General features: G+C 61.9%; 23 protein-coding genes. 5 read left to right on the top strand and 18 right to left on the bottom strand.

The features are described from left to right. Positions 1 to 31: 31 nt before the first annotated feature. The 10 genes from FEZ63_RS00805 to FEZ63_RS00760 all read right to left on the bottom strand — a co-directional run bounded on the left by FEZ63_RS00805 (position 32) and on the right by FEZ63_RS00760 (position 9,330). Positions 32 to 733 (bottom strand): ABC transporter ATP-binding protein, encoded by a 702-nt coding sequence (locus tag FEZ63_RS00805; RefSeq protein WP_150941739.1) that lies wholly within the window; start codon positions 731 to 733, stop codon positions 32 to 34. Continuing rightward, the gene (locus FEZ63_RS00800) at positions 726 to 1,469 is read right to left on the bottom strand and encodes an ABC transporter ATP-binding protein (RefSeq protein ID WP_150941738.1); all 744 of its coding nucleotides are present in this window, start codon (positions 1,467 to 1,469) and stop codon (positions 726 to 728) included. Before FEZ63_RS00800 ends, FEZ63_RS00805 begins: the two co-directional genes overlap by 8 nt. Next, a complete protein-coding gene (locus tag FEZ63_RS00795; protein WP_150941737.1) occupies positions 1,469 to 2,458 on the bottom strand; it encodes a branched-chain amino acid ABC transporter permease in 990 nt (329 codons plus the stop codon). The genes FEZ63_RS00800 and FEZ63_RS00795 overlap by 1 nt, the downstream gene beginning before the upstream one ends. Then, on the bottom strand, positions 2,455 to 3,324 hold the full coding sequence (locus FEZ63_RS00790) for a branched-chain amino acid ABC transporter permease (protein WP_150941736.1): 870 nt from the start codon (positions 3,322 to 3,324) through the stop codon (positions 2,455 to 2,457). Before FEZ63_RS00790 ends, FEZ63_RS00795 begins: the two co-directional genes overlap by 4 nt. A gap of 70 nt (positions 3,325 to 3,394) precedes the next feature. After that, entirely contained in the window at positions 3,395 to 4,636 is a 1,242-nt protein-coding gene (locus FEZ63_RS00785; RefSeq protein WP_150941735.1) for an ABC transporter substrate-binding protein, read from the bottom strand. Positions 4,637 to 4,715: 79 nt separating this feature from the next. Further along, positions 4,716 to 5,330, bottom strand: coding sequence for a 3-isopropylmalate dehydratase small subunit (gene leuD / locus FEZ63_RS00780; RefSeq protein ID WP_201274052.1), 615 nt, complete (start codon positions 5,328 to 5,330; stop codon positions 4,716 to 4,718). Between the two features lie 10 nt (positions 5,331 to 5,340). Further along, the gene (gene leuC, locus FEZ63_RS00775) at positions 5,341 to 6,771 is read right to left on the bottom strand and encodes a 3-isopropylmalate dehydratase large subunit (RefSeq protein WP_150941734.1); all 1,431 of its coding nucleotides are present in this window, start codon (positions 6,769 to 6,771) and stop codon (positions 5,341 to 5,343) included. 30 nt (positions 6,772 to 6,801) lie between these two features. Further along, entirely contained in the window at positions 6,802 to 7,725 is a 924-nt protein-coding gene (locus FEZ63_RS00770; RefSeq protein WP_150941733.1) for a polysaccharide deacetylase family protein, read from the bottom strand. Positions 7,726 to 7,739: 14 nt separating this feature from the next. Further along, positions 7,740 to 8,648: a polysaccharide deacetylase family protein gene (locus FEZ63_RS00765; protein ID WP_150941732.1), complete on the bottom strand. Its 909-nt coding sequence runs from the start codon at positions 8,646 to 8,648 to the stop codon at positions 7,740 to 7,742. A 7-nt stretch (positions 8,649 to 8,655) separates the two neighbouring features. After that, positions 8,656 to 9,330, bottom strand: a complete 675-nt coding sequence (locus tag FEZ63_RS00760) for an isochorismatase family protein (protein WP_150941731.1) — start codon at positions 9,328 to 9,330, stop codon at positions 8,656 to 8,658. Between the two features lie 475 nt (positions 9,331 to 9,805). On the opposite strand from FEZ63_RS00760, the gene FEZ63_RS00755 reads away from it, so the two are divergent. After that, positions 9,806 to 10,648, top strand: coding sequence for a GntR family transcriptional regulator (locus FEZ63_RS00755; protein ID WP_150941730.1), 843 nt, complete (start codon positions 9,806 to 9,808; stop codon positions 10,646 to 10,648). A 55-nt stretch (positions 10,649 to 10,703) separates the two neighbouring features. On the opposite strand, the gene FEZ63_RS00750 is transcribed toward FEZ63_RS00755, so the two are convergent. The 6 genes from FEZ63_RS00750 to FEZ63_RS00725 form a co-directional block, all read right to left on the bottom strand. Beyond that, entirely contained in the window at positions 10,704 to 11,978 is a 1,275-nt protein-coding gene (locus FEZ63_RS00750) for an alpha-hydroxy acid oxidase (protein WP_150941729.1), read from the bottom strand. A gap of 16 nt (positions 11,979 to 11,994) precedes the next feature. Continuing rightward, the gene (locus FEZ63_RS00745) at positions 11,995 to 13,221 is read right to left on the bottom strand and encodes an MFS transporter (protein ID WP_150941728.1); all 1,227 of its coding nucleotides are present in this window, start codon (positions 13,219 to 13,221) and stop codon (positions 11,995 to 11,997) included. A 166-nt stretch (positions 13,222 to 13,387) separates the two neighbouring features. Continuing rightward, positions 13,388 to 14,896, bottom strand: coding sequence for a tripartite tricarboxylate transporter permease (locus FEZ63_RS00740; RefSeq protein ID WP_150941727.1), 1,509 nt, complete (start codon positions 14,894 to 14,896; stop codon positions 13,388 to 13,390). Then, positions 14,896 to 15,363 carry a tripartite tricarboxylate transporter TctB family protein gene (locus FEZ63_RS00735; RefSeq protein WP_244622581.1) on the bottom strand — a complete coding sequence of 156 codons (468 nt, stop codon included), beginning with the start codon at positions 15,361 to 15,363 and terminating at the stop codon, positions 14,896 to 14,898. Before FEZ63_RS00735 ends, FEZ63_RS00740 begins: the two co-directional genes overlap by 1 nt. Beyond that, entirely contained in the window at positions 15,360 to 16,319 is a 960-nt protein-coding gene (locus FEZ63_RS00730) for a tripartite tricarboxylate transporter substrate binding protein (protein ID WP_150941726.1), read from the bottom strand. Before FEZ63_RS00730 ends, FEZ63_RS00735 begins: the two co-directional genes overlap by 4 nt. A gap of 43 nt (positions 16,320 to 16,362) precedes the next feature. Then, the gene (locus FEZ63_RS00725) at positions 16,363 to 17,133 is read right to left on the bottom strand and encodes an IclR family transcriptional regulator (RefSeq protein ID WP_150941725.1); all 771 of its coding nucleotides are present in this window, start codon (positions 17,131 to 17,133) and stop codon (positions 16,363 to 16,365) included. A gap of 171 nt (positions 17,134 to 17,304) precedes the next feature. Here FEZ63_RS00725 and FEZ63_RS00720 point away from each other — a divergent pair, with 171 nt between their 5' ends. The 3 genes from FEZ63_RS00720 to FEZ63_RS00710 all read left to right on the top strand — a co-directional run bounded on the left by FEZ63_RS00720 (position 17,305) and on the right by FEZ63_RS00710 (position 21,161). Next, a complete protein-coding gene (locus FEZ63_RS00720; RefSeq protein WP_244622580.1) occupies positions 17,305 to 18,345 on the top strand; it encodes a hydroxyacid dehydrogenase in 1,041 nt (346 codons plus the stop codon). Between the two features lie 73 nt (positions 18,346 to 18,418). Next, positions 18,419 to 19,093, top strand: coding sequence for an RraA family protein (locus FEZ63_RS00715; protein WP_150941724.1), 675 nt, complete (start codon positions 18,419 to 18,421; stop codon positions 19,091 to 19,093). 313 nt (positions 19,094 to 19,406) lie between these two features. Next, positions 19,407 to 21,161 carry a thiamine pyrophosphate-dependent enzyme gene (locus FEZ63_RS00710; RefSeq protein ID WP_150941723.1) on the top strand — a complete coding sequence of 585 codons (1,755 nt, stop codon included), beginning with the start codon at positions 19,407 to 19,409 and terminating at the stop codon, positions 21,159 to 21,161. Here FEZ63_RS00710 and FEZ63_RS00705 read toward each other — a convergent pair. Both FEZ63_RS00705 and FEZ63_RS00700 read right to left on the bottom strand, forming a co-directional pair. Beyond that, positions 21,154 to 22,173, bottom strand: coding sequence for a cation diffusion facilitator family transporter (locus tag FEZ63_RS00705; RefSeq protein ID WP_150941722.1), 1,020 nt, complete (start codon positions 22,171 to 22,173; stop codon positions 21,154 to 21,156). The two genes, FEZ63_RS00710 and FEZ63_RS00705, sit on opposite strands and share 8 nt — an antisense overlap. Beyond that, positions 22,170 to 22,868 (bottom strand): transporter substrate-binding domain-containing protein, encoded by a 699-nt coding sequence (locus tag FEZ63_RS00700; protein WP_150941721.1) that lies wholly within the window; start codon positions 22,866 to 22,868, stop codon positions 22,170 to 22,172. Before FEZ63_RS00700 ends, FEZ63_RS00705 begins: the two co-directional genes overlap by 4 nt. A gap of 244 nt (positions 22,869 to 23,112) precedes the next feature. On the opposite strand from FEZ63_RS00700, the gene FEZ63_RS00695 reads away from it, so the two are divergent. Next, positions 23,113 to 24,093, top strand: a complete 981-nt coding sequence (locus FEZ63_RS00695) for an aldo/keto reductase (protein ID WP_150941720.1) — start codon at positions 23,113 to 23,115, stop codon at positions 24,091 to 24,093. Positions 24,094 to 24,103: the final 10 nt, after the last annotated feature.

Genomic DNA, 24,103 nt, shown 5'->3' with positions numbered 1-24,103 from the left:
GGTCAGCGCGCAAACGCCGGCATCCGCAATATCAAAGTCCCAGATAGGTTTGGCGCAGGCGTGGGTCGGCGAGCATGTCCGCGGCCGATCCTTCGAGCGCAAAGCGACCCTGCTCCAGCACATAGGCGCGGGTGGCAACACCAAGCGACTGCACCACGTTCTGCTCGACCAGAAGAATCGCCAGACCCTCTCTGTTGATCCGTTGGACGAGATTGAACATCTCCTCCACCATGATCGGTGAAAGGCCCAGCGACGGCTCGTCGAGGATCAGGAGCTTCGGCTCCGCCATCAGTCCGCGGCCGATGGCGAGCATCTGCTGCTCGCCTCCTGAAAGCGTGCCGGCGAGCTGGTCCAGCCGCTCCCGCAGGCGCGGGAAGATGTCGCAAATGCGCTCGAAATTGGCGCGCATGCGTTCCCGCGCGCGGCGGAAGGCGCCGAGCTCGAGATTTTCCTTCACGCTGAGATTTGGAAAGACCCGACGCCCTTCCGGAACCTGGGAAATGCCCACTTCCACGATGGAGCGCGGCGGGTGCCCGGTAATGTCGTTGTCTTCAAAACGGATCTTGCCCTCGCGTGGCTTGATGATGCCGCTGACGACATTGTTGAGGGTCGATTTGCCGACCCCGTTCGATCCCAGCACGGCAACGATCTCACCGTCGGCGATCGACATGGTGATGCCTTGCAGGACATTGACGGGGCCGTAGCCCGCCTTGATGCCGGAAATCTCAAGCATGGGCGCCCTCCTGTTGCAGGCGGTCGGCGGCGCCATGGCCGAGATAGGCTTCGATCACCGTCGGGTCGGCAACGAGTTGCTGCGGCGTCCCATGCGCAATCATCCGACCCTGATTGAGCACATATGCTTCCTCCGAAAGACTCATGACCGCCTGCATGACATGCTCGATGAGCAGGATGGTGACACCGGAATCGCGGATCTTGCGGATCGTCGCGACGATCTCGACGATCTCGCTAGGAATGAGACCGGCCATCACCTCGTCGAGAAGCAGAAGCTTTGCTTCCGTCGCCAACGCTCGCGCGAGTTCGAGACGCTTGCGGCCCGCCACCGTGAGCGATTGCGCCGATTGCTCGAGCATCCGGCCCATGCCGACCTGCTCGCCGATCATGGCAGCCCGCTCCAGCGCATCAGCCCGGCTCTTGTGGCGCAGATGCGCCCCGACGGCGATGTTCTCGAGCACGCTCAGACCCGCGAAGGGCTGAACGATCTGGAACGTGCGCGTGAGGCCAAGACGGCAGATCGCATGCGGGGCATGCCCCGTGATGTCCTGGTCTCGAAACCTGATTTCCCCCATGTCCGGGCGCACGAAACCGCCGATCATGGCGAACAGGGTGGTCTTACCCGCGCCATTAGGCCCGATGAGCGCAACGATGCGGCCTTCCTGCACTTTCAGCGACGCGTCATTGACGGCAACGAGGCCGCCATACCTCTTGGTGACGTTTTCGACCGTCAACATCACTGCGCCTCCTTGACGGATACCGCAGCGGCTTGTCCCGTCCGGCCGATGCCCCGAGCGAACCCGACAATGCCGTCGGGCAGGTACCGAAGAATGACCAGCAGCAGGACGCCGTAGAGGACAAGGTTGAGGCCGGGCGCTCCACTCACGAGGTGCTTCGCGCCTTCACCCAACAGATGCAGGCTCAACGTTCCGACAACGGGTCCCCAGATCGTTCCCGCACCGCCGATGATCGGCCCAAGAAGCGCCTCGATCGACATCGTCGAACCGTAGGCGATGGGCGCATCGATGAAGAGATAGGTCTGCAGGTAGGCGACGCCGGCCGCGCCGCCGATCGCGCCGGACAGCATCATGGCGAGAACCTTGGTGCGGAAGGTGTCGATGCCGAGCGCTTTTGCCGCCTCTTCATTCTCGCGAATGGCAATGAGATAAGCGCCGAAGCGAGAACGTTGAACCGCGACGGTGATGAGCATCGCGACGGCTACCATCACCAGCACCAGGGTGTAGGTCGTGATGCGGTCCGCGAACTGGAAATTTGCCAAGCCGGCCTTGTAGGGCACGAGGATGCCCTGCCCGCCACCCGTGAACGCGAAGGAGCTGGCAAGGATGCGCAGCACCTCGGCAAAAGCGAGCGTGACGAGCGCAAAATACGAACCCCTGAGACCGTAGCGAAACGACAGGGCGCCAATGAAACCGGCGACCAGGGTTGCCGCGACCACCGCCAGACCCGCGGCAAGCCAGGGGTTGACCCCAAGCTTGACCTGCAGGATCGCGGTGACATAGGCCCCGGTGCCGAACAAGGCCGCGTGTCCGAAGGACATCTGGCCGCCGAAGCCGCCGAGCAGGTTCCAGGCGACGCTGAGGATCGTGACGATCAGCGCATTGATGGTGAACCCGAGCCAGGCCTGCGACGGGAGCAGGTAGATCAGCAGCAGATAGGCGCATATCGCGCCATAGAGCAGCCACTCGCCGAGCGATGTATGTTTCATGCCGCGCGCCGTCCAAACAGGCCAGATGGCCGAAACAGAAGGATGAGGATGAAGGCCAGGAAGATACCGATCTGACCGAGGCTTTCGCCGAGGAAGAGGCCGCAGAGTGCTTCAATCACGCCGAGCAGGAGACCGCTCACGAGGGCGCCAAGGAAACTCCCCATGCCGCCCAGCACCACGGTGGTGAAGGCGATCAGCACGAAGGCGTAGCCGACCTGGGGCGTGACATAGAAGGTCGGGATGAGAAGACAGGCCGCGACCGCCACACACGCGGTTCCGATGCCGAAACACACCGCGTAGGTGTTCTGGACGTCGATGCCGACGAGTTCGGCGCCCCGTCTCTCGACGGCGACGGCGCGGATCGCCTTGCCGATCCGCGTACGGCTTATCACGAGCCAGAGGATCAGGGCGCAAAGCATGGACGCAAAGAATGCGATCACCCTGGGCAACGGAATGAATGCGGGCCCGATCTCGACCATCTCATAGGCGTAGGGCAGCGAGATGGTGCGGGTGTTGGAGGTCCAGAAATACAGCGCGAGGTTGTCGATGATCATCGAGAGTGCCAGCGTGACGAGCAGCACGTTCTGCTCCTTGCCGCCGCTGAAGGGAGCGATGATGCCGCGCTGAATTCCGTAGCCCAGGAGGAAGAAGAGCGGAACGACGATCGGAATTGCCAGGTATGGATCAAGGCCGAAGAACAGGTGGAGGAAGTACACCCCGTAGAGCGCCAGCATGAGCAGGCTGCCATGCGCAAAATTGATGATGTGCAAAACACCATAGATCAGGGTCAGGCCGAGAGCGATCAGGGCGTAGATCGCCCCGGTCGTCAGGCCACCCAGTATGGCGGGCAAAATAAGGGAAGACATGGCGCCGCTCTTTCGTTTGCGGGGCTACGGGCGCGCGAACGCGCCCGTAGGATTAACGGACGGGCGCCGCTCAGCCGCGCGCCGGGATCGGGAATACGGCTTCGGCCGTTGCATATTCCTTCGGGAAGACCAGCTCGATCTTTTCGCCGCGGATCTGCGTGTTCACCGGCTGCGCCGCTTCATTGTTGCCATTGACGAACTTGGTCGGGCCGTATGGCATGATCGATCCGCTATAGGTCGACGTGGACAGCGCCTCGATCATCTTCTCGCGGTCGTTGGAGGCCGACCGCTCAAGCGAATCCGCGATGAGCTGAATGCACGCATAGGCCACCATGATGTCGTAGGTCATATCGAGCTTCGCGGCTGCCGCCGTCTTGGCCAGCGCCTGCGATTCCGGCTTGCGGGGATCGTACCAATGGTTGCAATCCATCACATATTGCGCGGCTTCGTTATGTTCGCGGACAAACTTGATGTTCGATGCCGCGCCGCCGAGGATCGAGTAGATCGCCTTCGCCTCGAGCCGCTGCTGACGCAGGCCCATCGCGAAGAGCGTGTACTCGTTGATGTAGTTCGACGGGATGATCATGTCGGGCTTCGCCGCCTTCAGGCGCAGCACGATGTTGGTGAAGTCGCGCTGGGGCGTCGGGTGGCCGATGCTCTCCACCACCTGAATGCCGATCTGCGGCAGTCTCTCGTTCAGGAGCTTTGCCATGTTGGAGCCGAACGGCCCGTCCTCGTAGACGATGGCCGCGGTCTTCACGACGTTTCCGGCATTCTGGTTGAGAAGCTTGAGATTATCGAGCGCGGTCGAGGTGCATTTGTTCACACCAGGCGTGAAGCGGAAGACGTTCTTGAGTCCGCGCTCGACGACCTGCTCGGCGGTGCCTACATCGAAGACCTGAGCGAGATTGTAGCGGGCAGCCGCCTGCGAACTTGCAAGGCCGAGCGCGCTTGCCTGACAGCCGATAAAGGCGACGACGCCGGCCTGAGCGAGCGTGTCGACGGCAGCGGCCGCAACATCCGGTCGCGACTGCGCGTCCGCCACCACGGCTTCCAGCTTGGCGCCGCCCATGCTCTTGATACCGCCCGCGGCGTTGATGGCGTCGATGGCGAACTGGGCGCCGGCGCGTGCCTGCGTGCCGTTATAGGCAAGGTTGCCCGTCAGCGGCTCCAGTACGCCGACCTTGATCGTCGCTGCCTGGGCGCGCAGCACCGTCGGAGCAGCGATCGTACCGGCAAATGCAGTCGCGGCGCCCGCTTTCAGAAGATTGCGGCGGCTAAGCGTGAAAGATTTCGAATCGTTATGTGACATTGCTCGTTTTTCCCTGAACTGAAAGGTCCTGCTTGAAGTTGAGCCGCTGCGTATAACGGCCAGAATCGGTGAGCTGGCCTCACCTGTTGATCCATCTCATTTCTGAGAGATACCGATCTTCGAAGTCGCGGATTTGGGGCATGTAGCCAAGCGTCAGCTCGACCTCGTCGACTCCTTTCATGATGCATTCGCGCCAGAACGGGTCGATGGCGAGCGCATGCTCGGTTCCGTCCGGAAAGGTCACGCGCTCGGCCTCGAGATCGATGGTAATGCCGCGTTCGGGCCCGGTCAGAAGTTCGCGACGAAGCCCTGCTACGACCTCCTCCGGAAGCCGCACCGGAATGAGACCGTTCTTGAGCGCGTTGTTATAGAAAATGTCGCCGAAACTCGGCCCGATCAACGCCTTGATGCCGTAGTCGCACAATGCATAAACGGCGCCTTCGCGCGACGACCCGCAGCCGAAATTCTCGTCCGTCACGAGGATGCGCGCCTGCCGGTGAGGCTCCTGGTTGAGAACGAAGTCCTCGCGCTCGGTGCCATCCGGCGTAAAGCGCAAATCGTGGAACAGGAACGGGCCATATCCCGCAGAGCGGTCCGCTTTCAGGAAGCGCGCAGGGATGATTTGATCTGTGTCGACATTGCGTCCGGGAATCGGCGCCGCCAAAGCCGTTTCCTTGATGAAAGCCTGCATCATGCGTCTCCCGTCAGCTCATCATCCGGCGGACATCGGTGAGCCTGCCGGTCACGGCCGCGGCGGCGGCCATGGCAGGGCTCATGAGATGGGTGCGCGCGCCGGGACCCTGCCGGCCGACGAAATTTCGGTTCGAGGTCGATGCGCAGCGTTCCTGCGGCTTCACGAAATCGCCGTTCATGGCGGCGCACATGGAGCAGCCCGATTCGCGCCATTCGAAACCGGCATCGCGGAAAATCCTGTCGATCCCCTCGGCCTCGGCTGCAAGCTTCACGCCCGTCGATCCGGGCACCACCATCGCCGGCACGACAGCCTTGCGCCCCTTCAGGACAGCGGCCGCGGCGCGCAGGTCCTCAAGGCGGCTGTTGGTGCAGGAGCCGATGAAAACACGATCAATCGGAACGTCAGCAAGCGCCGTGCCGGGCTCGAGACCCATGTAACGCAAGGCCGCCGCAACCATCTCCCGATGCGCCGCATCGGTCTGCGCCGCCGGATCAGGCACAAACCCGGTGATCGGCAGCGTATCCTGCGGGCTGGTTCCCCAGGTCACCATCGGCTCGATCGCGCCGCCATCGAGCTCGACCTCACTGTCGAAGACCGCATCGGCCTCGCTCGGCAGCGTCCGCCAATACGCAACGGCGTCGTCCCAGTCAGCTTCGGAGGGCGCAAAGGGGCGGCCATGCAGATACTCGAACGTCGTGTCGTCCGGCGCGACCATGCCGCAGCGCGCCGCCGCCTCGATCGACATGTTGCAGATCGTCAGCCGCTGCTCGATCGACATGGCGCGGATCGCCTGTCCGGCATATTCGATCGCGTGGCCACCGGCGCCGCCTGCGCCGATCTTTCCGATGATGGCGAGAATCACATCCTTGGAATGCACGCCCTTCGCGAGCGTACCGTCAATGGTGATGCGCATCGTCCTGGGGCGCGCCTGCCACAAGGTCTGCGTCGCCATCACATGCGCATTCTCGGATTGTCCGATGCCGAATGCGATGGCGCCGAGCGCCCCATGAGTCGAGGTGTGGCTGTCGCTGCAGACGATGGTGAGGCCCGGCAACGTGATCCCCTGCTCCGGCCCGACGACGTGCACGATGCCCTGGCGCGGATCGCGAAGGCCGAAATTGCGGATGCCGCCCCATTGCATGTTTTTGTCGAACTGGCTGATCATCCGCGCGATTTCGGGCGTCGCCGCGTCGCCGATGCTGCGCCCGGAGGTTGGAACATAATGGTCCGGCGTGCCGAACATCTGGCGTGGCTTGCGCACGGTGAGGCCGCGACGCTTCATGTCGGCAAATGCGTGGAAGGAGCCTTCGTGAATGATGTCGCGGTCGATATAGATCAGAGACGGACCTTGGTCGCGCGCAACGATCACGTGGCGATCCCAGATCTTGTCGAACATCGCCTTGCGAGCGGTGCCGGTCCTTGCGCTCTCTTCACGTGCCATCGTGGCGCCTTTCATACCTGACCGGGGGATTCAAGCCTGCGCACGGAAGGCCATGAGAATATCCGCGCCCGTTGCGGTCCACACGCCCTCGTGCCCAAGAATGTAATCCAGCACTTCACGCAGATATCCGACGCGGTAAGGAACGCCCGAGACCCACGCGTGAAGCGGAATGCTCATGACTCGACCGCCGTAACGATCCGTCTCGCGATAGAGCACATCGAAGCGATCCTTGACCTGCTGCGCCCAGGAATCCTCGCTGTGGTGAAAGTCCATCATGACCGTGCGGTCATCCGTCTCGAAAGCGTGCGGCATTGCGAAAATCGGATTGCCGGAAGTTTTCATCTCGTAGGGCAGATCGTCGTTCGCCCAGTCGCACGCGTAAGTGACGCCATTCCGCGACAGGATGTCGGGCGTCGCGTGGGATTGCGCGCGACCGGGCGAGAGCCAACCGGTAACGGCCTGTCCCGAGGCGTCGCGCAGAAGCGCGAGGGTGCGCGACACGAGGTCTTCCTCCGCCGCGTCCGACAACCCGCTGTGATGGACGTGTTCCATGTCGAGGCCGTGCCCGACGATCTCGTGCCCCGCTTCAACAAGGTCCTTGAGAAGCAGCGGATAGCGCTCCGCAATGATGCCGTTGACCGCGATCGAGGCCGGCAGGCCGCGATCCCTCAACACTTTCAGGATGCGATAGATGCCGACGCGGTTGCCGTAATCGCGGTTCGTGTAATGCCGGTAATCGGGGAACGGCATGGTGAGCCCGCCGGGCGCGCGGAACGGCTTGCCCGTCATGTCGATCGGGAACCATTGCAGCGCCGGCATCACCCACAGGGCGATCCTGGCTCCGTTCGGCCACACCACCTTCTTGCGATCGAAGAGGTGCGACCACTGGTAGCGGTCATGATCCATGCCGTGGCGGCGGGCCGGGTATTTCAGGTAGTCGTCGGCGAGAGGCATGATGTGTTTCTCCCTCAGGCTCGGACGGCTTCGATGGCCTTGACCATCGGATCATAGGAATGTGCGTAGAAATGCTCGGCGATCTCGCGGCCTGTTGCGAGCCAGACGTCGTCATGCTGCGCGATGTATCGCAGCGCCTCCGCGAAGGGATCGATGCGGTGCGGCTGCCCGACGAGATAGGGATGAAGCGGAATGCACATCACCGTGCCGGACGTTTCGCCCTCCTCCCGCAGCTGGTCGAACTGGCGCTTGATCGCTTCGCCATAATGGCGCGGCGAATAGAGGTTCGTGTTGTAGACGATCACGTCGTTCATCTCGAGCGAGTAAGGCATGCTGATGAGACGGCCCGACTTCACGTTCACGGGCATCGGCTGATCGTCGTGAAAGAGATCGCAGGTATAATCGACGCCGTATTCGGCGAGCAGATCCATCGTCCAGGTGTTGTTGGACAAGGCCGGCGCAAGCCAGCCGGAGAGCTTCTGCCCGGTCCATTTGCGGATCGTCTCGATCGAGTCCTCGATGATCGCCCGTTCCTGATCGGGACTCATGCCGTAGGTGTAGCGCGTGTTGTAGATGCCATGGGAGAAGAACTCCCAATCGCGCTTCGCGCAGGCCTCGATGATTTCGGGATGATGGTCGCACAACGCAACATTCAGCGAAACGGAGCCGCGGAAGCCGGCATCATCCATCGCCTCCATCATCCGCCACCAACCGACGCGGTTGCCGTAGTCGCGGTGCGAATAAGCCAGCACGTCGGGCAGAGGCCGTGCCCACGGCGTGCGCTGCGGGTTCGGGGGCGGTGTGAATTCGTAGAACTCGATATTGGGCGCAACCCACACCGCGATCTTCGCGCCGTTCGGCCACGTGATCCTGGGCCGGCGGTTGTAGGGGATGTAATCGTAGAGACCGGGATCGTTCGACATCACGCCCTCACGCTGCGCGCTGATAGGAACGGAAATGGGCGATCACGTCGGCGACCGGAACCACATCGCCATACTTGATGGCGATGTCGTAGAGGTTGGCAAAATGCGGGCTCTCGTGCTTGTCCGCGACGCATTCCTCGGGAACGATCACGCGATAGCCCCGGGAGATCGCATCGACCACGGTGGCGCGCACGCATCCAGAAGTCGACCCGCCGGTCAGAACCACGGTATCGCATTGGTGCCAGACCATCAGGGATTGCAGGTTGGTCTCGTGAAATGCCGAGGCCATGCGCTTGTTGATGATGATGTCGCCGACGGGATCGATCTTCAGCCGATCATCGAACTCGGCGCGACGCGACCCGACCTTGATGTTCTGGAGAGAATCCGGCGTGTTGGTTCGCGTGCCCCATACGCCGCAATCCTCGCCCGATTGCATGTAGGCCACATAGGTCCACACCACGGGAATGCCGTTGGCGCGCGCGAGATCGGCAAGGTGGTTCACATGGTCGAGCTGCAGGGGGTCGGTTTCGTAGGAACTCACGAACTCGCCGACGCTGGTGTAGGCTTTCTGCAGATCAATGTTGATGAGGATCGGTTTTCGCCCGAATCCAAAACGGGGGCGGACCGGCTTTGCCTTGATGTCCTCGAAGAGTTCCCGGGCCGTCTTGTTCGAAAGCTCCACCGTCAATCTCCCTGATCGTTCTCGTTGTCGAAAGTTACGCCGCGTGGAGAAAATGCGAGGGCGATCGCAGGAACGACCGTCTGGGCGATCCGAAATGGAGAGGAGATCGGCAAGTCCCTCATATCCATCCGGACTCCTGTTGCGCGCAATCTTCCATCATCTGGAAGCGGAGACGCGATCGCAAATGTCTTGTGCGGCGGCTCAAATATCATAAAGATATATCTTTAGACGCTTGTAAAGCGGTCTTTGGAGTGGTTCGCGACGAAATGCTGTGTTTTAAATGCTATAGCGTGACGTTTGAAGGCCGCGCCCGGGACGAGACGGCGCATCTATCCCGCTTGGAACGAAAGCACTTGTGGCCTCAGGCGACTGGCCGCTTGCCCCGCAGGCATGAGATCGGCCAATACGGGGAGAGCGACCATCCCGGCCCGCCTGCCAATGCCCGGCCGACGGACGACCGCAAAGGACCCCAGCGATGACTTCCTCGAACGCACGCAAGGGCGGAGCGGCGGCAAAATTGACGGAAGTTCAGGCTCTCGCGGAAACCCCGTTCGGGGCCGACCGGTCGCCGATCCCGCTTTATCATCGCATCTATGTGATTCTCCGAGAGGGAATCATGAACGGCACCTATCAGGTCGGAGAGACGCTGCCGAGCGAAGCGGAGTTGATGGAACGCTACCGCGTGAGCCGCATCACCGCACGTCGTGCGCTGGACGAACTCTCGGATGAGGGCTTGGTGGCCCGCGCCCGCGGACGGGGGACGCAGGTATCGCCCCGCGCGGTGCCGCAAGTCGGCGGTGCGCCGATCGTCGCGGGAATTGAGGGTCTGATGGCCAACCTGTCGATCATCGGCCGCCAGACCACCGTCACGGTCTTCGAATTCGGCTTCGTGGAGGCGCCGGATCTGGTGGCGACCGAAATGGCGCTCGCACCGCGCGAGATCGTGCAGCGGGCGGTTCGCGTGCGAAGCCTCGATGGAGCACCGTTCTCGCTTTCCACCACCTACGTGCTCGAGACAATCGGACGGACCATCAGCCAGGACGATCTCGCGACGGTCCCGCTCATCGACCTGATCACACGCTCGGGAACGATGATCGTCAACGTCAACCAAACCATCACCGCCACCCTCGCGGACGATGTGACGGCGCAGCGACTTGGCGTCCAGCCCGCCAGCCCGCTTCTGAAGCTACGCCGCGTTTTTTATGACAGCGACCGGGCGGTCTATTATGTGGATCTCTTCTATCGCCCCGACCGGTTCGAATACCGCATGACCCTCGCGCGCGGCGACGACAACAAGTTTCGACTCGACCGCCGCTGAGGAGCTTCCAGAGCAAGCGCGGGCGGCAATCGCCCGAGTCGTTGGCGGCCGGCGTTCAGGCCCCTTCGAGACCATTCGACCTGGCGAGCGGGATAAGGCGATCTCGACGCAGCTCGTCGAGCGAGGTCATGCCGAGCAGCGCCATGTTGCGGTTGATCTCATCGGACAAGATGGTGATCGCATGGCTGATCCCGGCCTCGGCGCCAATCGCCGCCGCGTAGATAAATGGGCGGCCGACAAAGACGAACTTGGCGCCGAGTGCAATGGCCTTCAGCACATCCGAGCCGCGCCGGATGCCGCCGTCCATCATCACGGGAATCGATCCCGCTACAGCATCCACGATCCCCGGCAGCACGCGCAACGGTGAAACGGCTCCATCGAGCTGCCGTCCGCCATGGTTCGAGATGATGAGGCCGTCGGCTCCGGCATCGCGAGCAATGCGGGCATCCTCCTTCGCCATAATCCCCTTCACCACCAGCCGCCCCTTCCAGCGATTTCGAATAAGTTCAAGGTGCTTCCAGTTGAGGTGATCCTTCGCGCCGAAATCCCGCAAGACGTTCCGAGCCATGATCGGCGCTCCTCGTGTCGCGTAGGAATTCTCGAAATGTGGCATGCCGTGCTTCAATAACGTGCGCAGAAAGGTGTTTACGGTCCAGTTTGGTCGCGCGATGCCATCCCAGGCGAGGCGAAGACTGGGCCGCAGCGGTGTGGAGAAGCCATTTCGGACATTGTTCTCGCGATTAGCCAATACGGCGGTGTCGACGGTCAGGACGAGTGTATCGAATCCTGCTCGCTCCACGCGTTCGACGAGGGCCAGGATGCGTTCCGGCTCGCCCGGCACATAAGCCTGAAACCAAGCGGTCGCGCTCTCTTGTGCGACTTCTTCCAGGCGAATGAGAGAGGAGCCGCTCATCACCATCGGAATGTTCGCGTGACTTGCGGCGCGGGCCAGCACGATATCGCCGCGATACGCCGAAAGCGCGCTGATCCCCATCGGAGCGATTCCAAATGGGGCCGCATAGGTTTTGCCGAACAAGGTCGTCTCCTGCGTCCGTTGCGACACGTCGACGAGCACGCGCGGAACGAAGCCGAATTCGGCGAATGCAGCGCGATTATCGCGAAGCGACGCATTCGTTTCCGAAGCACCGGACACGTAGCCAAATATCGGGCGCGGGAGGTGGCGGCGCGCCGCGGTTTCAAAATCGTCCAGCGAGAGAATCCGACGAAGCCGTCGCGGAGGCAACGTGCGGGCCGCCGGCGCGGGAGGCGCTGCCGCGTTCTGATCGGCCGGGGAACCAGCGGCATCGAGTTGTGACTGGGACGAGGTCATGCTGGCAAATCTCCGATCATAGATCCAGGCTCTTCAAAACCGTCGTTCGACGACCATAGACGAGAGCGCTGAAGACAAAAGTCAGGACTGCCCCAACTGCGAGCGGCCAGCGCAGGCTCATGAAATCGGACGCAGCTCCGATTGCAAGTGCCCCAAGCGCCGGTGCGCCGCGGAAGATCATGCTGTGGAGCGAGAGAACGCGGCCTCGCAGGTGATCCGGCACGACAAGCTGGATCACCGTTTGATTGGCGATCCCGCTCACGACCATGCCGTAGCCTAATGCGAGCAGGGCGACGAGAGCCAGCCATTCGTACTGCGTGCCTGCGGCCACCAGCAGAGCCGCGCCCATGAGCAGGCCGTTGGAAAGCGCCATTCTGGCAAGAATGCGAGGGTTGTTCAACCGGCTTAAGCGGATTGCGCCGATCAAGGATCCAAGGCCGATGACGGAGGTCATGACGGCAAATTTCATCGCGTCCGAGTCGAACAAGCCGGCGTAGCTCGGCATCAGCTCGAGGACCGGACGAATGCATAGCGAGATCACGGCCAAGGTCAAAAGCATGGCGCCAAGGCCGGCATGTCGGGCGGCATAGCGGCAACCTTCCACGACGGATTTCATCAAACCGGGATTCGCAGAGGGCAGCTGCTCGATTCTCACGAGGCGAATTCGCGCGAGGGCCACCGAGAAGGCCGCAAAGGTGACGAAGTTGAGGACGAACGCAAGGGTTACACTTCCCCACGCAATGGCAAGGCCCGCAATCGCCGGTCCGATGAACCGTGCCGTATTGAACACGATGGAATTGACCGCCACGGCACTGACGAGGTGGGAGCGATCGACTAGGCTGGGGAGAAGCGCCATCCTGAACGGTTGGTTGAACGCCGTTATCACACCGCCGACCAAAGCAAGCGCCAGGATCAACTCCGGCGAGAGCATGCCGAGCGCGCTGAAAACGGCCAGCAGGCCAGCCTGAGCCATCAGCAACGCCTGACTGATCCTTGTGACCCGAAGCCTGTCTACACGATCGGCCAGGGCGCCCGCAAAGGGCGTGACGAAGACCATGGGGAAGAGGTCGGCGAAGGCGACCGCACCGAGCCACGCTCCCGATCGCGTGAGTTCCCATACGACCCAGCCGAGGGCAAGCCGCTGAACCCATGTGCCGATAAGCGAAAAGGCGTTGCCGATCGTGAAGGTGCGATAGTTGGCTTCCGACAACGCCGCGCGGACCCCATGCCATCCGTTCGCCATCACGAGGCCACCGCGCCAATGGACAGAGTGCTTGAGGAATTCATGACGCCTGGCGTGAACAAAATCGAACCGCCCGCCTCAGGACCCAGCATGTGATTTCTGAGGGCTCCGACATAGCCTGAGCGCTCAGCGACATAACGATCGTGCCGAACATTCGCCGGGTGCTTTACGATTCCTCGTCGACAAACGCTTCTTCGCGCGTTTTGCGGACGGCTGGCACGACCATCAGGACGAGCAATCCGAGTGCCGCGACGAGGAGCGCAAGGCTGATCGGTCTTTGAATGAAGACGCTCGGATCTCCCTGCGAGATCAACAGGGCTCGTCGCAGGTTCGTCTCCAGGAGCGGGCCAAGGACGAATCCGAGCAATAACGGGCCCGGCTCACATTTTGCCTTGCGGAAGAGATAACCCAGAAAGCCAAAGCCGACAGCCAGCGCAACGTCAAACGCACGATTGCTCACGCTGTAGACGCCGACACAGCAGAACAGGAGAATAGCCGGATAGAGAAGCCGATACGGCACCGTCAGCAGGCGCACCCACAATCCGATGAGGGGCAGATTGATGACGAGCAACATGGCGTTGCCGATCCACATGCTGGCGACCAGACCCCAGAAGAGTTCCGGTTGATTTTGAATCACCGCCGGACCCGGAGTAATGCCGTGGATCGTCATGGCTCCGAGCAACATGGCCATGACCGCGTTCGATGGAATTCCGAGCGTCAGGAGAGGGATGAACGACGATTGAGCACCGGCATTGTTCGCAGCCTCCGGCCCTGCGACACCTTCGATTGCGCCTTTGCCGAACCTGCGCGGGTCGCGGGAAACTTTCTTCTCGAGCGTGTAGGCGCTGAACGCGCTGAGCGTCGCGCCACCTCCGGGAAGAATGCCTAGGAAGGTTCCAAGCCCGGTGCCGCGAAGGACCGCGGGCCACGCCCTCCGAAAGTCATCGCGGGTGGGCCAGAGGCGGCTGATTTTCGCCGCGATCAAACCACGCAATTCAGGCGTCTCGAGATTGACGATGATTTCGGCAATTCCGAACAAGCCAACGGCGATGACGACAAACTCAACACCGTCAAAGAGCTCGGTTGCACCGAATGTGAGCCGCTCCGAGCCGCTATTGACGTCCGTGCCGACCATTCCGAGAAGCAGGCCGATGCAGATCATCGCAATGGCCTTGATGACCGAGCCGCTCGCCAGCACAGTTGCGCAGAGCAGGCCAAAAATCGTCAGCGAGAAATACTCGGCAGGACCGAACGATAGGGCAAGCGTGGCAAGCGCCGGCCCGGCAATGGCAAGCCCGAGCGTCGAGACCGTGCCTGCAAAGAACGATCCCAGAGCCGCGACGGCGAGAGCCGCCCCTGCCCTGCCCTGCTTTGCCATTTGATAACCGTCGATGGCCGTGACGACAGAGGATGCCTCGCCAGGCAAATTCACCAGGATAGCCGTCGTCGAACCGCCGTACTGCGCGCCGTAGAAAATGCCCGCGAGCATGATCAGCGCGGCCAAGGGCGGCAGGAAGAACGTGATCGGCAGGAGGATTGCGAGGGTCGCGGTCGGGCCGATGCCCGGGAGCACGCCGATGAGTGTCCCAAGCAGAGCACCCATCAGGCAGAAAAGAAGATTGGTCGGGGTGGCAGCCGTGCTAAACCCAAGGATGAGGGAATCGAGAAACTCCATCAGAACGGTCCCAACTTCATCTGGACACCAAGTCCCACAATAAAAACGAGGATGCCAAAGGTCGTCAGCACCACGATGGAGGCAGCAACCTCGCGCAGACGCGTCTCGCGATCCGCCATGCTGCCGACGCCGATCAGCCAGATTGCCGCGAGGATGAAGCCCAGCGATTCTGCCGCATAGGCGAATCCAGCGACCGCCACGAGGATGATCAGAAGAGGACGAAGCCGTATGACGTCCAGGCGCTCGTTGTCGCGCACGAGTCCCATGATGGTCACGATGAGACCGATAAAAACGATCAGCGAGGAAATAATCAGCGGAAGGTAACCCGGCCCCATCATTGCCGCCGCTCCCACCCTCAGGTCGCGCCCGGCCCACAGGCCGAGCGCTCCCACGACGATGAAAACCAGACCCGCGAGAATGTCAGGGTGGTTACCGGTCCGCCCGAACGTCGAGCGGACAGCCATCATTGCACCCAGGGTGTCTTGTTCCAGATTTCCTGGAAGGATTGCAGGCGCTTGGGCATCTGCTTTTCCCAATCTTCGCCCGACAGATACGCCAGCGGCAAGGCAAGCTTCTTGGCCTGCTCTTTGAACTGCGGATCATCGACGACGCGCTTCACCGCGTCCGAAAACTTCGTGCGGATATCGGCTGGAACATCGCGGTGGGCTGCAAGGCCGCGCTCGGAGCTCATGACGACATCGAAGCCCTGCTCTTGCGCCGTCGGAACATTGGGGGCTTCTGCCGCCCGCTTGTCGCTAAATTGCACGAGGGGTCGGATATTCGTCGTGTCACCACCCGCGAATTCGCTGACATTCAAGCCACCGACCGTGATGTGATTGCCGAGAAGTGCGGTTCTTGTCTCGCCTGCTCCTGGAAACGGCACGTGGGTCAGCGACACGCCGGCCGCCTGCTCCAGCAGGATCGTCGCGAGATGATCGTCGGTGCCGACGCCCGAGCTGCCGACCGAGACAGCTTTCGGGTTGGCCTTGGCATGGGCAACCAGTTCCTTCAGAGACTTGAACGGCGCATCTTCGCGAACGACGAAGGCGGTCGGATCGTCAACGATGCGCGCCACCGCCTGAATGCTTTTCGGGTCGTAACGCAGCTTGCGCTGAACCTGCATCGACAGATAGCCGGGCGTGTTGATGAAAGAGAACGTGTAGCCGTCCGGCTTTGCTTGCGAGAGCTGTGTATATGCGATCTCACCCGACGCACCGGGCTTGTTGATGATCACGATCTTCGCGCCAAGCTCCTTCTCGAGATATGGCTGCATGGCGCGCGCCATCACATCGGTGCTCCCGCCCGGCGCGAATGCCACGATGATTTCGATCGGACGGTCCTTGGGCCATTCAGCCTGAGCCGTGCCCGCGGTGACGGTCGCAGCAAGTGCGCCGATGCAAAGCGTTTTTAGAATCTTCAACACTGTTTCCTCTCCTTCTCGATCATTACGATCTGGCTATTCGCCCTCAGGCTGGCGCTCTGCGCGCGTCGATTGGCGGCCTGTGGGTCGAATTCTGGTTGTCGGTCTTTCCGCCGAGCTGACGCGTGAGTTCATTGGCGATTGTTTTCAACGGTTCCAGATGCCGCGCCACGGCCGCTTCATCGAACCGGCTCGTGGGGCCGGTGACAGCGAGCACGCCGACGAGTTGCTGGCCGATGCGAAACACCGGACATGCGAGACTGCTGACTTCCGGATCGCGCTCGCCATACGTCGCATAGGCGAAGTCTTGGCGGATCTTTTCATAGAGATCGCCTTGTTGCCCGCCAAAAGCGAGCAGGACGTGTCCGGGGGCGCCACGGTTGAGCGGCAGCATGTCTCCGGTTCGCGCGTGGTGCCCGATCGATTGCGGTGAGTCGACGCGAAACAGGCAGACGCGCATGTCGGCTTCACGCACGTAGAAGGCTGCACTCTCCCCGGTCGCCTGGCTAAGGCGTCGAAGAAGCGGCTGGACATAATCACCGATCTGAAAGCCGCTCTGGTACAGCATTCCCAATCGGGCGAGCTTCGGTCCGAGACGCCAGGTGGTGTCGTCGTTCCGAACCAAATAACCGCTTCGCGCGAGTGATTTTGCGAGCCTCAATACGGTCGGTTTGGAGAGCGCGACTCGTCGCGCGAGTTCCGCCAGCGCTAGCGACTGGTCACCCACCGTGAATACGTCGAGCACAGCCAAAGCGCGTTCGACGGCAATGACGCCTCCGCCTTCTCTCGCCTCGATGTCAAGCGCGGCTCTCGCCATGCGTTTCACTCTATGTAACGGCATTTCTTACTATGAAATACTAGAGAAATGTGCTTCTGTCAAAGCATGCCGCGACGCACGAAGATTTCGTCGCACGGCTCCTTTTTGTTTGTTCAGCGAATCGGGCCGACGATTGGTCCGCGCCGCATATGTTTGACGTGGGAGAAAAAAGTGCTGGGAACTCGACCTGGGGAATTTCAGCCGAAACACGACGCGCAGCCGGGGCCTGCACGCGCGGTGCTGGTCACCGGATCAGCCCTGGCGGAAGAAGCCGTCGCAACTCTGAAGATGCACAACCTCGAGACCCATTATTGTGAGCCTTACGCCTCTTCGGACGCCATCGCCAAGCTCGCGGCAGACCTTCAGATCGAGGGGCTCATTGTCCGTCAGGGAAAGGTCGACGAGGCGGTCATCGGCGCATCGCCGCGCCTGAGGGTCATCGCCAAGCATGGCACCGGGGTCGACAATATCGATCTCGCCGCAGCCGCCCGGCGAGGGATTCCGGTCCTTCGCGCCTTGGGCGCCAACGCACGCTCGGTTGCTGAGCACACCATCGCGCTTTCGATCGCACTCTTGAAGGACATTGTTCCGCTTGATCGTGCGGTGAAAGGCGGCGCGTGGCCAAAGGCGAGCTACATCGGCAGGGATCTTTGTGGCGCGAAGCTGGGCCTCGTTGGGTTCGGCGCCATTGGCAAAGAAGTTGCAACCATTGCCCGGGCCCTCGGCATGAGCGTCGTCGTCTTCGATCCCTACACCACCGAACTACCGGCGGGCGTGCAGCGGGAAACCGACCTCGACGCAGTCTTGGCGACCTCGGACATCGTCAGCCTGCATTGCCCGCTGACGGACGAAACGCGTCACTTGATCAACGCCGAGCGTCTTGCCCGCATGCAGCCGACATCGTTTTTCGTGAATACCGCACGCGGAGGCATCGTGGACGAAATAGCGCTGGTCGAGGCTTTGCGGACGGGAATCATCGCAGGCGCCGGCCTCGATAGCTTCGCGACGGAACCCCCTGCGAAAGACAATCCCCTGTGGGCGCTGCCCAACATCATCGTGACGCCGCACACGGGGGGTGCCGCGAAGGGAGCCATCCGGGCGATGGCGGAGACCGCCGCGCACCACATCATCAGTGTCCTTGACGGTGATGGGCCCGATCTCAGAAGCGTCGCGAACCCACAATTCCAGGCCGCCACATACGCCGCGGGATAACGATCGCGAAGCGCGCCGCTTTGTAACCGCGGCCCCGCGCCAACATTATTTCATGCCAAAGAGGAGGAATAGAGTGACCATCGGATTCAGAGTTCTGCCGCGCAGCCGCAAGGTCGGCGCAGAGGTTGTGCGTCAGTTTAGGGAGCTGCCCGTCGCGAACGTAAGCGATGTCATGTCGCGCATCACGGCTGCTGGGCCACGGCTGCGTCCACTTCACGCCGAAGGCATTCTTGCAGGACCGGCCCTGACGGTGCGCACCCGCCCCGGCGATAATCTGATGGTCCACAAGGCCCTGCAAATCGCCGAACCGGGCGACGTCATCGTGGTGGATGCCGGCGGCGACCTGACCAATGCGATCATCGGCGAACTCATGCTCGCTCATGCGGAGAAAATCGGCTTGAGCGGAATTGTGATCAACGGCGCCGTGCGCGACTACGGCGCCATCCGTATCGGAAAATTTCCGGTCTTCGCTGCGGGCGTCACGCATCGTGGCCCTTACAAGGACGGACCCGGCGAAATCAACGTTCCAATCGCAATTGACGGCATGGTCGTCGAACCCGGCGATTTGATTCTTGGCGACGACGATGGCCTGCTCTGCGTGCCCTTCGACGACACCACGAAGGTCTACCGAGACGCGTGCGCCAAGCAGGACGCTGAGGCAAAGATCATGGCGGCGACCCAGGAAGGCCGTGTTTCCAAGCCCTGGGTCGATGAGACATTGAAGCGGCTGGGGTGTGAGGGCGTTTAGGCCGATCTCAGCTTCACCGCTTGCGCCCTGCCCTCATATGCTGAGCCGCGAGCGGAGCGCGTTGTCCGCATTGAAGAGGTCGGTCGGGCGCTGACAGCCCGGCTCGCCATAAAGCTACACCAGGCGCATCTCTGATTTCGATCTCCCATGCGCTTCCGCCGGGGCGGCATTGTTGGGAACTCGGCCGTAGCGGAATCGGCCTGGAACGTTCAGCCGTCGGCGTTTGTTGAACCGGTGCCTTGCGTCACAACGATTCCCTGAGGACTCGGACCTGACAGGCACACCGGTCGGCACATGGACGAGGACGATACCGATGGCCACCACCGCATCCGACGTTCTCGTCGACACTCTGATGGATTGGGGCGTCGACACGATCTTCGGCATTCCCGGCGACGGCATCAACGGCATCATTGAGTCGCTGCGGCAGAAACAGGACAGGATCCGCTTCGTGCAAGTCCGGCACGAGGAAGCGGCCGCGTTCATGGCCTGTGCGTATGCCAAGTGGACGGGCCGGCTCGGCGTCTGCCTCGCGACCTCCGGTCCCGGCGGTATCCACCTGCTCAACGGTCTCTATGACGCCAAGCTCGACGGTCAGCCGGTGCTCGCGATCACCGGATTGCAATTCCATGACCTGATCAACACGCACACGCAGCAGGATGTCGAACTCGACAAGTTGTTCGCGGATGTCTGCGTCTACAACACGCGCATCATGAGCCCGACCCACGTGGAGAACTCCGTCGGGCTGGCATGTCGAACCGCACTGGCCTACCGGGGCGTTGCGCATGTCACCATGCCGGTCGACCTCCAGTCGCAGTCTTTGAAATCCGACAGCCGTTCGGAGCGCAATGTCGCCCACCATATCTCCGATCTGATGGCGGAGGGCGCGCATGTGCCGACGGACGATCAGCTCGCTCGCGCAGCCGCGATCCTGAACGAAGGACGCAAGATTGCGGTCCTGGCCGGACGTGGCGCGCTCGGAGCGCGGGTGGAGGTCGAAGCGATTGCCGAACGGCTCGGCGCGCCGGTGATAAAGCCGCTCCTCGGCAAAGGCGTTCTGCCCGACGATCATCCTTCCACGACCGGCGGCATCGGCCTGCTCGGCACAACACCATCCCAGGAGGCGCTGGAAGGCTGCGATACGCTGCTCATCATCGGCTCGAGCTTTCCGTATATCGAGTATTATCCCAAGCCCGGCAAGGCGAAGTGCGTCCAGATCGAACTCGACGCAAAACGGGTTTCACTACGCTACCCGGTCGATGCGGCGCTCGTCGGCGCTGCCGCCCGCGTGCTCCAGATGCTCCTGCCAAAGCTCGATTATCATCAGGATCGCTCGTTCCTGGAGACGGCGCAGGCGGGAATGCAGGAATGGCGCGCGCTGATGACAGAACGGGGCACGCGCACCGACATGCCAATGAAGCCGCAGGTGGTTGCGCACGAACTGAACAAGCTTCTCTCCGATGACGCGATCATCGCGACCGATTCCGGAACGATCACGACGTGGGCCGCGCGCCATATCGACATAAGGGGCAGCATGATGTTCTCGTGCTCGGGCAATCTCGCGACCATGGCCTGCGCCTTGCCGTATGCCAATGCTGCGGCGATCGCTTATCCCGGCCGACAGGCCGTCTGCTTCATCGGCGACGGCGGCCTGTCGATGCTGATCTGCGAACTGGCAACGGCCGTGAAGTACAAACTCGACGTGAAAATCATCGTCATCAAGAACAACACGCTTGGCCAGATCAAATGGGAACAGATGGTCTTCCTCGGAAACCCGGAATATGTCTGCGACCTTCAGCCGATCGATTTTGCGACCGTGGCGGAGGGCTTCGGGGTGGCGAGCTTCAGGATCGATGATCCGGCAAGCTGCAGCGAAGTTCTGCGACAGGCGCTCGCCACACCGGGGCCAGTCCTGGTCGAAGCGCTCGTTGACCCGCACGAGCCGCCGATGCCGCCCAAGGTGACGCTCAAGCAAGCGGCCAAGCTCGCTCAATCGCTGGCGAGCGGTACGCCCAATGCCGGCCGGATCGCGCTGACGATTGCCTCGGATACTGTGCGCGAAATCATCTGAATGTCGCGGGGTCCAGGCCCGCGTGAGGCGCTGAATTCGACTTCATGCCCTTATCGATTCCGCTCAATTCGGCATGTGTCACCGGCATCACCACGAGGTCGCGAATGCGCCAGTGGTAGGACTTCGCTTTTTCGGTCAGGTCGGCGATCTTGTCGACGAGATCGTCTGTCCTGCGGGGCACGATGAATGCCTCGCCGACGAGAACATGCCCTTCGTCCCGCATCCTCACCTCGGCTTTTTCGACCCAGGGAAAGGACTCGAGATAACGGGCGAGCTCCTGCGGCACAGGTTCAACCTGTGTGCGATCCGTTGTCTTTCGCGGCGCCTCGTCGATCAGATCCGCGACGGCGGCAGACAGGTTGACGATTCCATCGCGCACGATGTTGGCTGAGACGATGGCCGCAGCCGCTCCGTCCATCCACCAGAAGCCAAATCCGATTCCAACCACGCCGATCGCCGTCGCGCATTCGAACATCCAATCGGCCTTCATCATATCGGCGTCGGCGTGCAGAATCTTGTCGTTGATCTGCGGCGCCAGTCGGGCTTTGGCCCGCCCGAGAAAAAACGAAGGAATTCCCGTGTAGGCGAGAGCCGCGAGCATCGGCCAGCCGGCCCAGACGGTGTGGCCAAAAATAGTGAACCCGCCGATGCTGGGCCGCTCGCCGGTGGCAAGCGTGAGGACAGCCTCGCCGAGGAGAAAAAGACCCATGACCAAAAGCGCGAGCGAGGCGGTGAGATGGCCGATTGAGATTGCCGAGTGGAAGCCGTAGGGAAAGCCAGACCGGGCAGGCAATCTGGCGACGCGGGTCGTGATCAGGAATGCCAGCGCCGGCACGAGACTGATCATGTCCTCGAGCCAACTCGTGCGCATCGCCTGCGAATTTCCCATCGTGAGGTAGAGAAACAGCGCAGCCGAGCCGATATAGACCAGCGTGAAATATTCGAGCCGCCGTGCCCGCTTGTAGGCCGCCATCTGCTCCGGCGGAAACTCGAAGGGATCGACTGGCTTCACAGGCCGCTTCCTCCGACGAGAGCCTGATCGGCAGCGGATGCCAGAAACCGATCGAGCGAGAGCAGCAGCGCATTCTCCCCGGGGGCCACGGTCATCACATGGCGTTCTCGCGAGAGGATAGTACCCGCGGATTGAAGGCCGGTCCGATCGAGCTCGAAGTCGTAAGCGGCGACGGCGCCAGGCCGCTGCCCCTGCGCGAGGATCGGTATCGCGCCCGCATCAGCAACGAGCCCGGCGAAGTCGGGGCGGGTCCCAGGGTAGCCCACGATCTGCCCTGCCGCATTTTGCGTGGGCGATTGGCCATTCCCATCGCGCGGCTTGGCAATGACGACTGCCGCATGCGCAAAGGGTTGGCTCATGCCGACGTGCTTTTCCCACGGCGAGTCGTCCACGAAGCCGCCGATTGCGACGTCGAGTTGGCGGTGATGCAACGCGTCAATCAGGACAGTCTCGGCGCCTTCGACCCACTCGATGCGCGCGCCAAGCTTTGCAGCCCAAGCGCGGATCAGGCGCGGCTCGATCCCCCCAACCTCGCCACTCGCCTTGATGACCCAAGGCTCACGCTGGCTGAAACCGATGCGGACCACCCCCGTCGAGCGGATTCGATCAAGCGATCCCGCAGCATCCCGCGGGAAGTCACAGCCGGATAAAAGAACGATGAGAATCAGAATTCTGCTCGATCGCGAGAAAACCATGTAACGGTGTCCTCCCCTCCCGAACGCGAAGCAGCCCACGTGGGGAGCCGAACCTCACCCGCTTGACGAGTATGATTTCGGCCGGAGCCTGTAAAATTCAACTCCCGCCCTATCTGGCCAAGAATTCTGCTGCCTTCGGCGGAAGCGTCGAAGCGGGGGCTCGACTTCATCCGCTTGAGCCCCAGTTCTGTTGACCGACGGTAGCGATGTCCGCCGCGATATGAACGCACGCAGGAGTTTGACCATGCAACGACGCCACCTTGGAAATCTCGAAGTCTCCGCGATCGGCCTCGGCTGCATGGGCATGTCGGATTTTTATGGGGGGCGCGACGAGGACGAGGCGATTGCCACGTTGCATCGGGCGATCGATCTCGGCGTGACGTTTCTGGATACGGCCGATATGTATGGTGTCGGCCGCAACGAAGAACTCGTCGGCCGTGCTATTCGCGGGAAGCGCGATGCAGTCACCATCGCCACCAAATTCGGCAATGTGCGCGCGCCGGATGGCACGCATCTGGGGATCGACGGCACGCCGACTTATGTCCGGCGGGCGTGCGAGGCGAGCTTGCAGCGGCTCGGGATCGAGACCATCGACCTCTATTACCAGCATCGGGTCGATCCCAATACGCCCATCGAGGATACCGTTGGGGCGATGGCGGATCTCGTGCGCGAAGGCAAGGTGCGGCATCTGGGCCTCTCCGAGGCCGGGCCGCAGACCATTCGCCGGGCACATGCGGTCCATCCCATCGCGGCGTTGCAGACGGAGTATTCGCTCTGGAGCCGCGATCCGGAAGACGAGCTCTTGCCGACCGTGCGGGAACTCGGGATCGGCTTCGTGCCCTACTCTCCCCTCGGACGGGGCTTCCTCACCGGGCAAATCAAAAGCATCGATGATCTCGAGGAAGGCGATTATCGCCGCACGACGCCGCGTTTCCAGGGTGAGAATTTCCAGAAAAATCTCGATCTGGTGCGCGAAATCGGAGCCATGGCGAAAGACAAGGGCTGCACGCCGGCGCAACTCGCGCTCGCCTGGGTTTTGGCGCAGGGCGACGACATCGTGCCGATTCCCGGAACAAAACGGCGCCGCTATCTCGACGAGAATGTGGGTGCGCTGCAGGTGACGCTCACCGCCGGGGACTTGGCGCGCATCGACACCATCATCCCGCCGGGCTCTGCTGCCGGCACGCGCTATGCCGCCGCGCAGATGCAGAACCTCGGCCGATAAACGGCGCGCG

Source organism: Microvirga brassicacearum (assembly GCF_008757455.1).
In the GTDB taxonomy this organism is placed as follows: Bacteria; Pseudomonadota; Alphaproteobacteria; order Rhizobiales; family Beijerinckiaceae; genus Microvirga; species Microvirga brassicacearum.
This window is presented reverse-complemented; position numbering and strand designations above follow the sequence as displayed.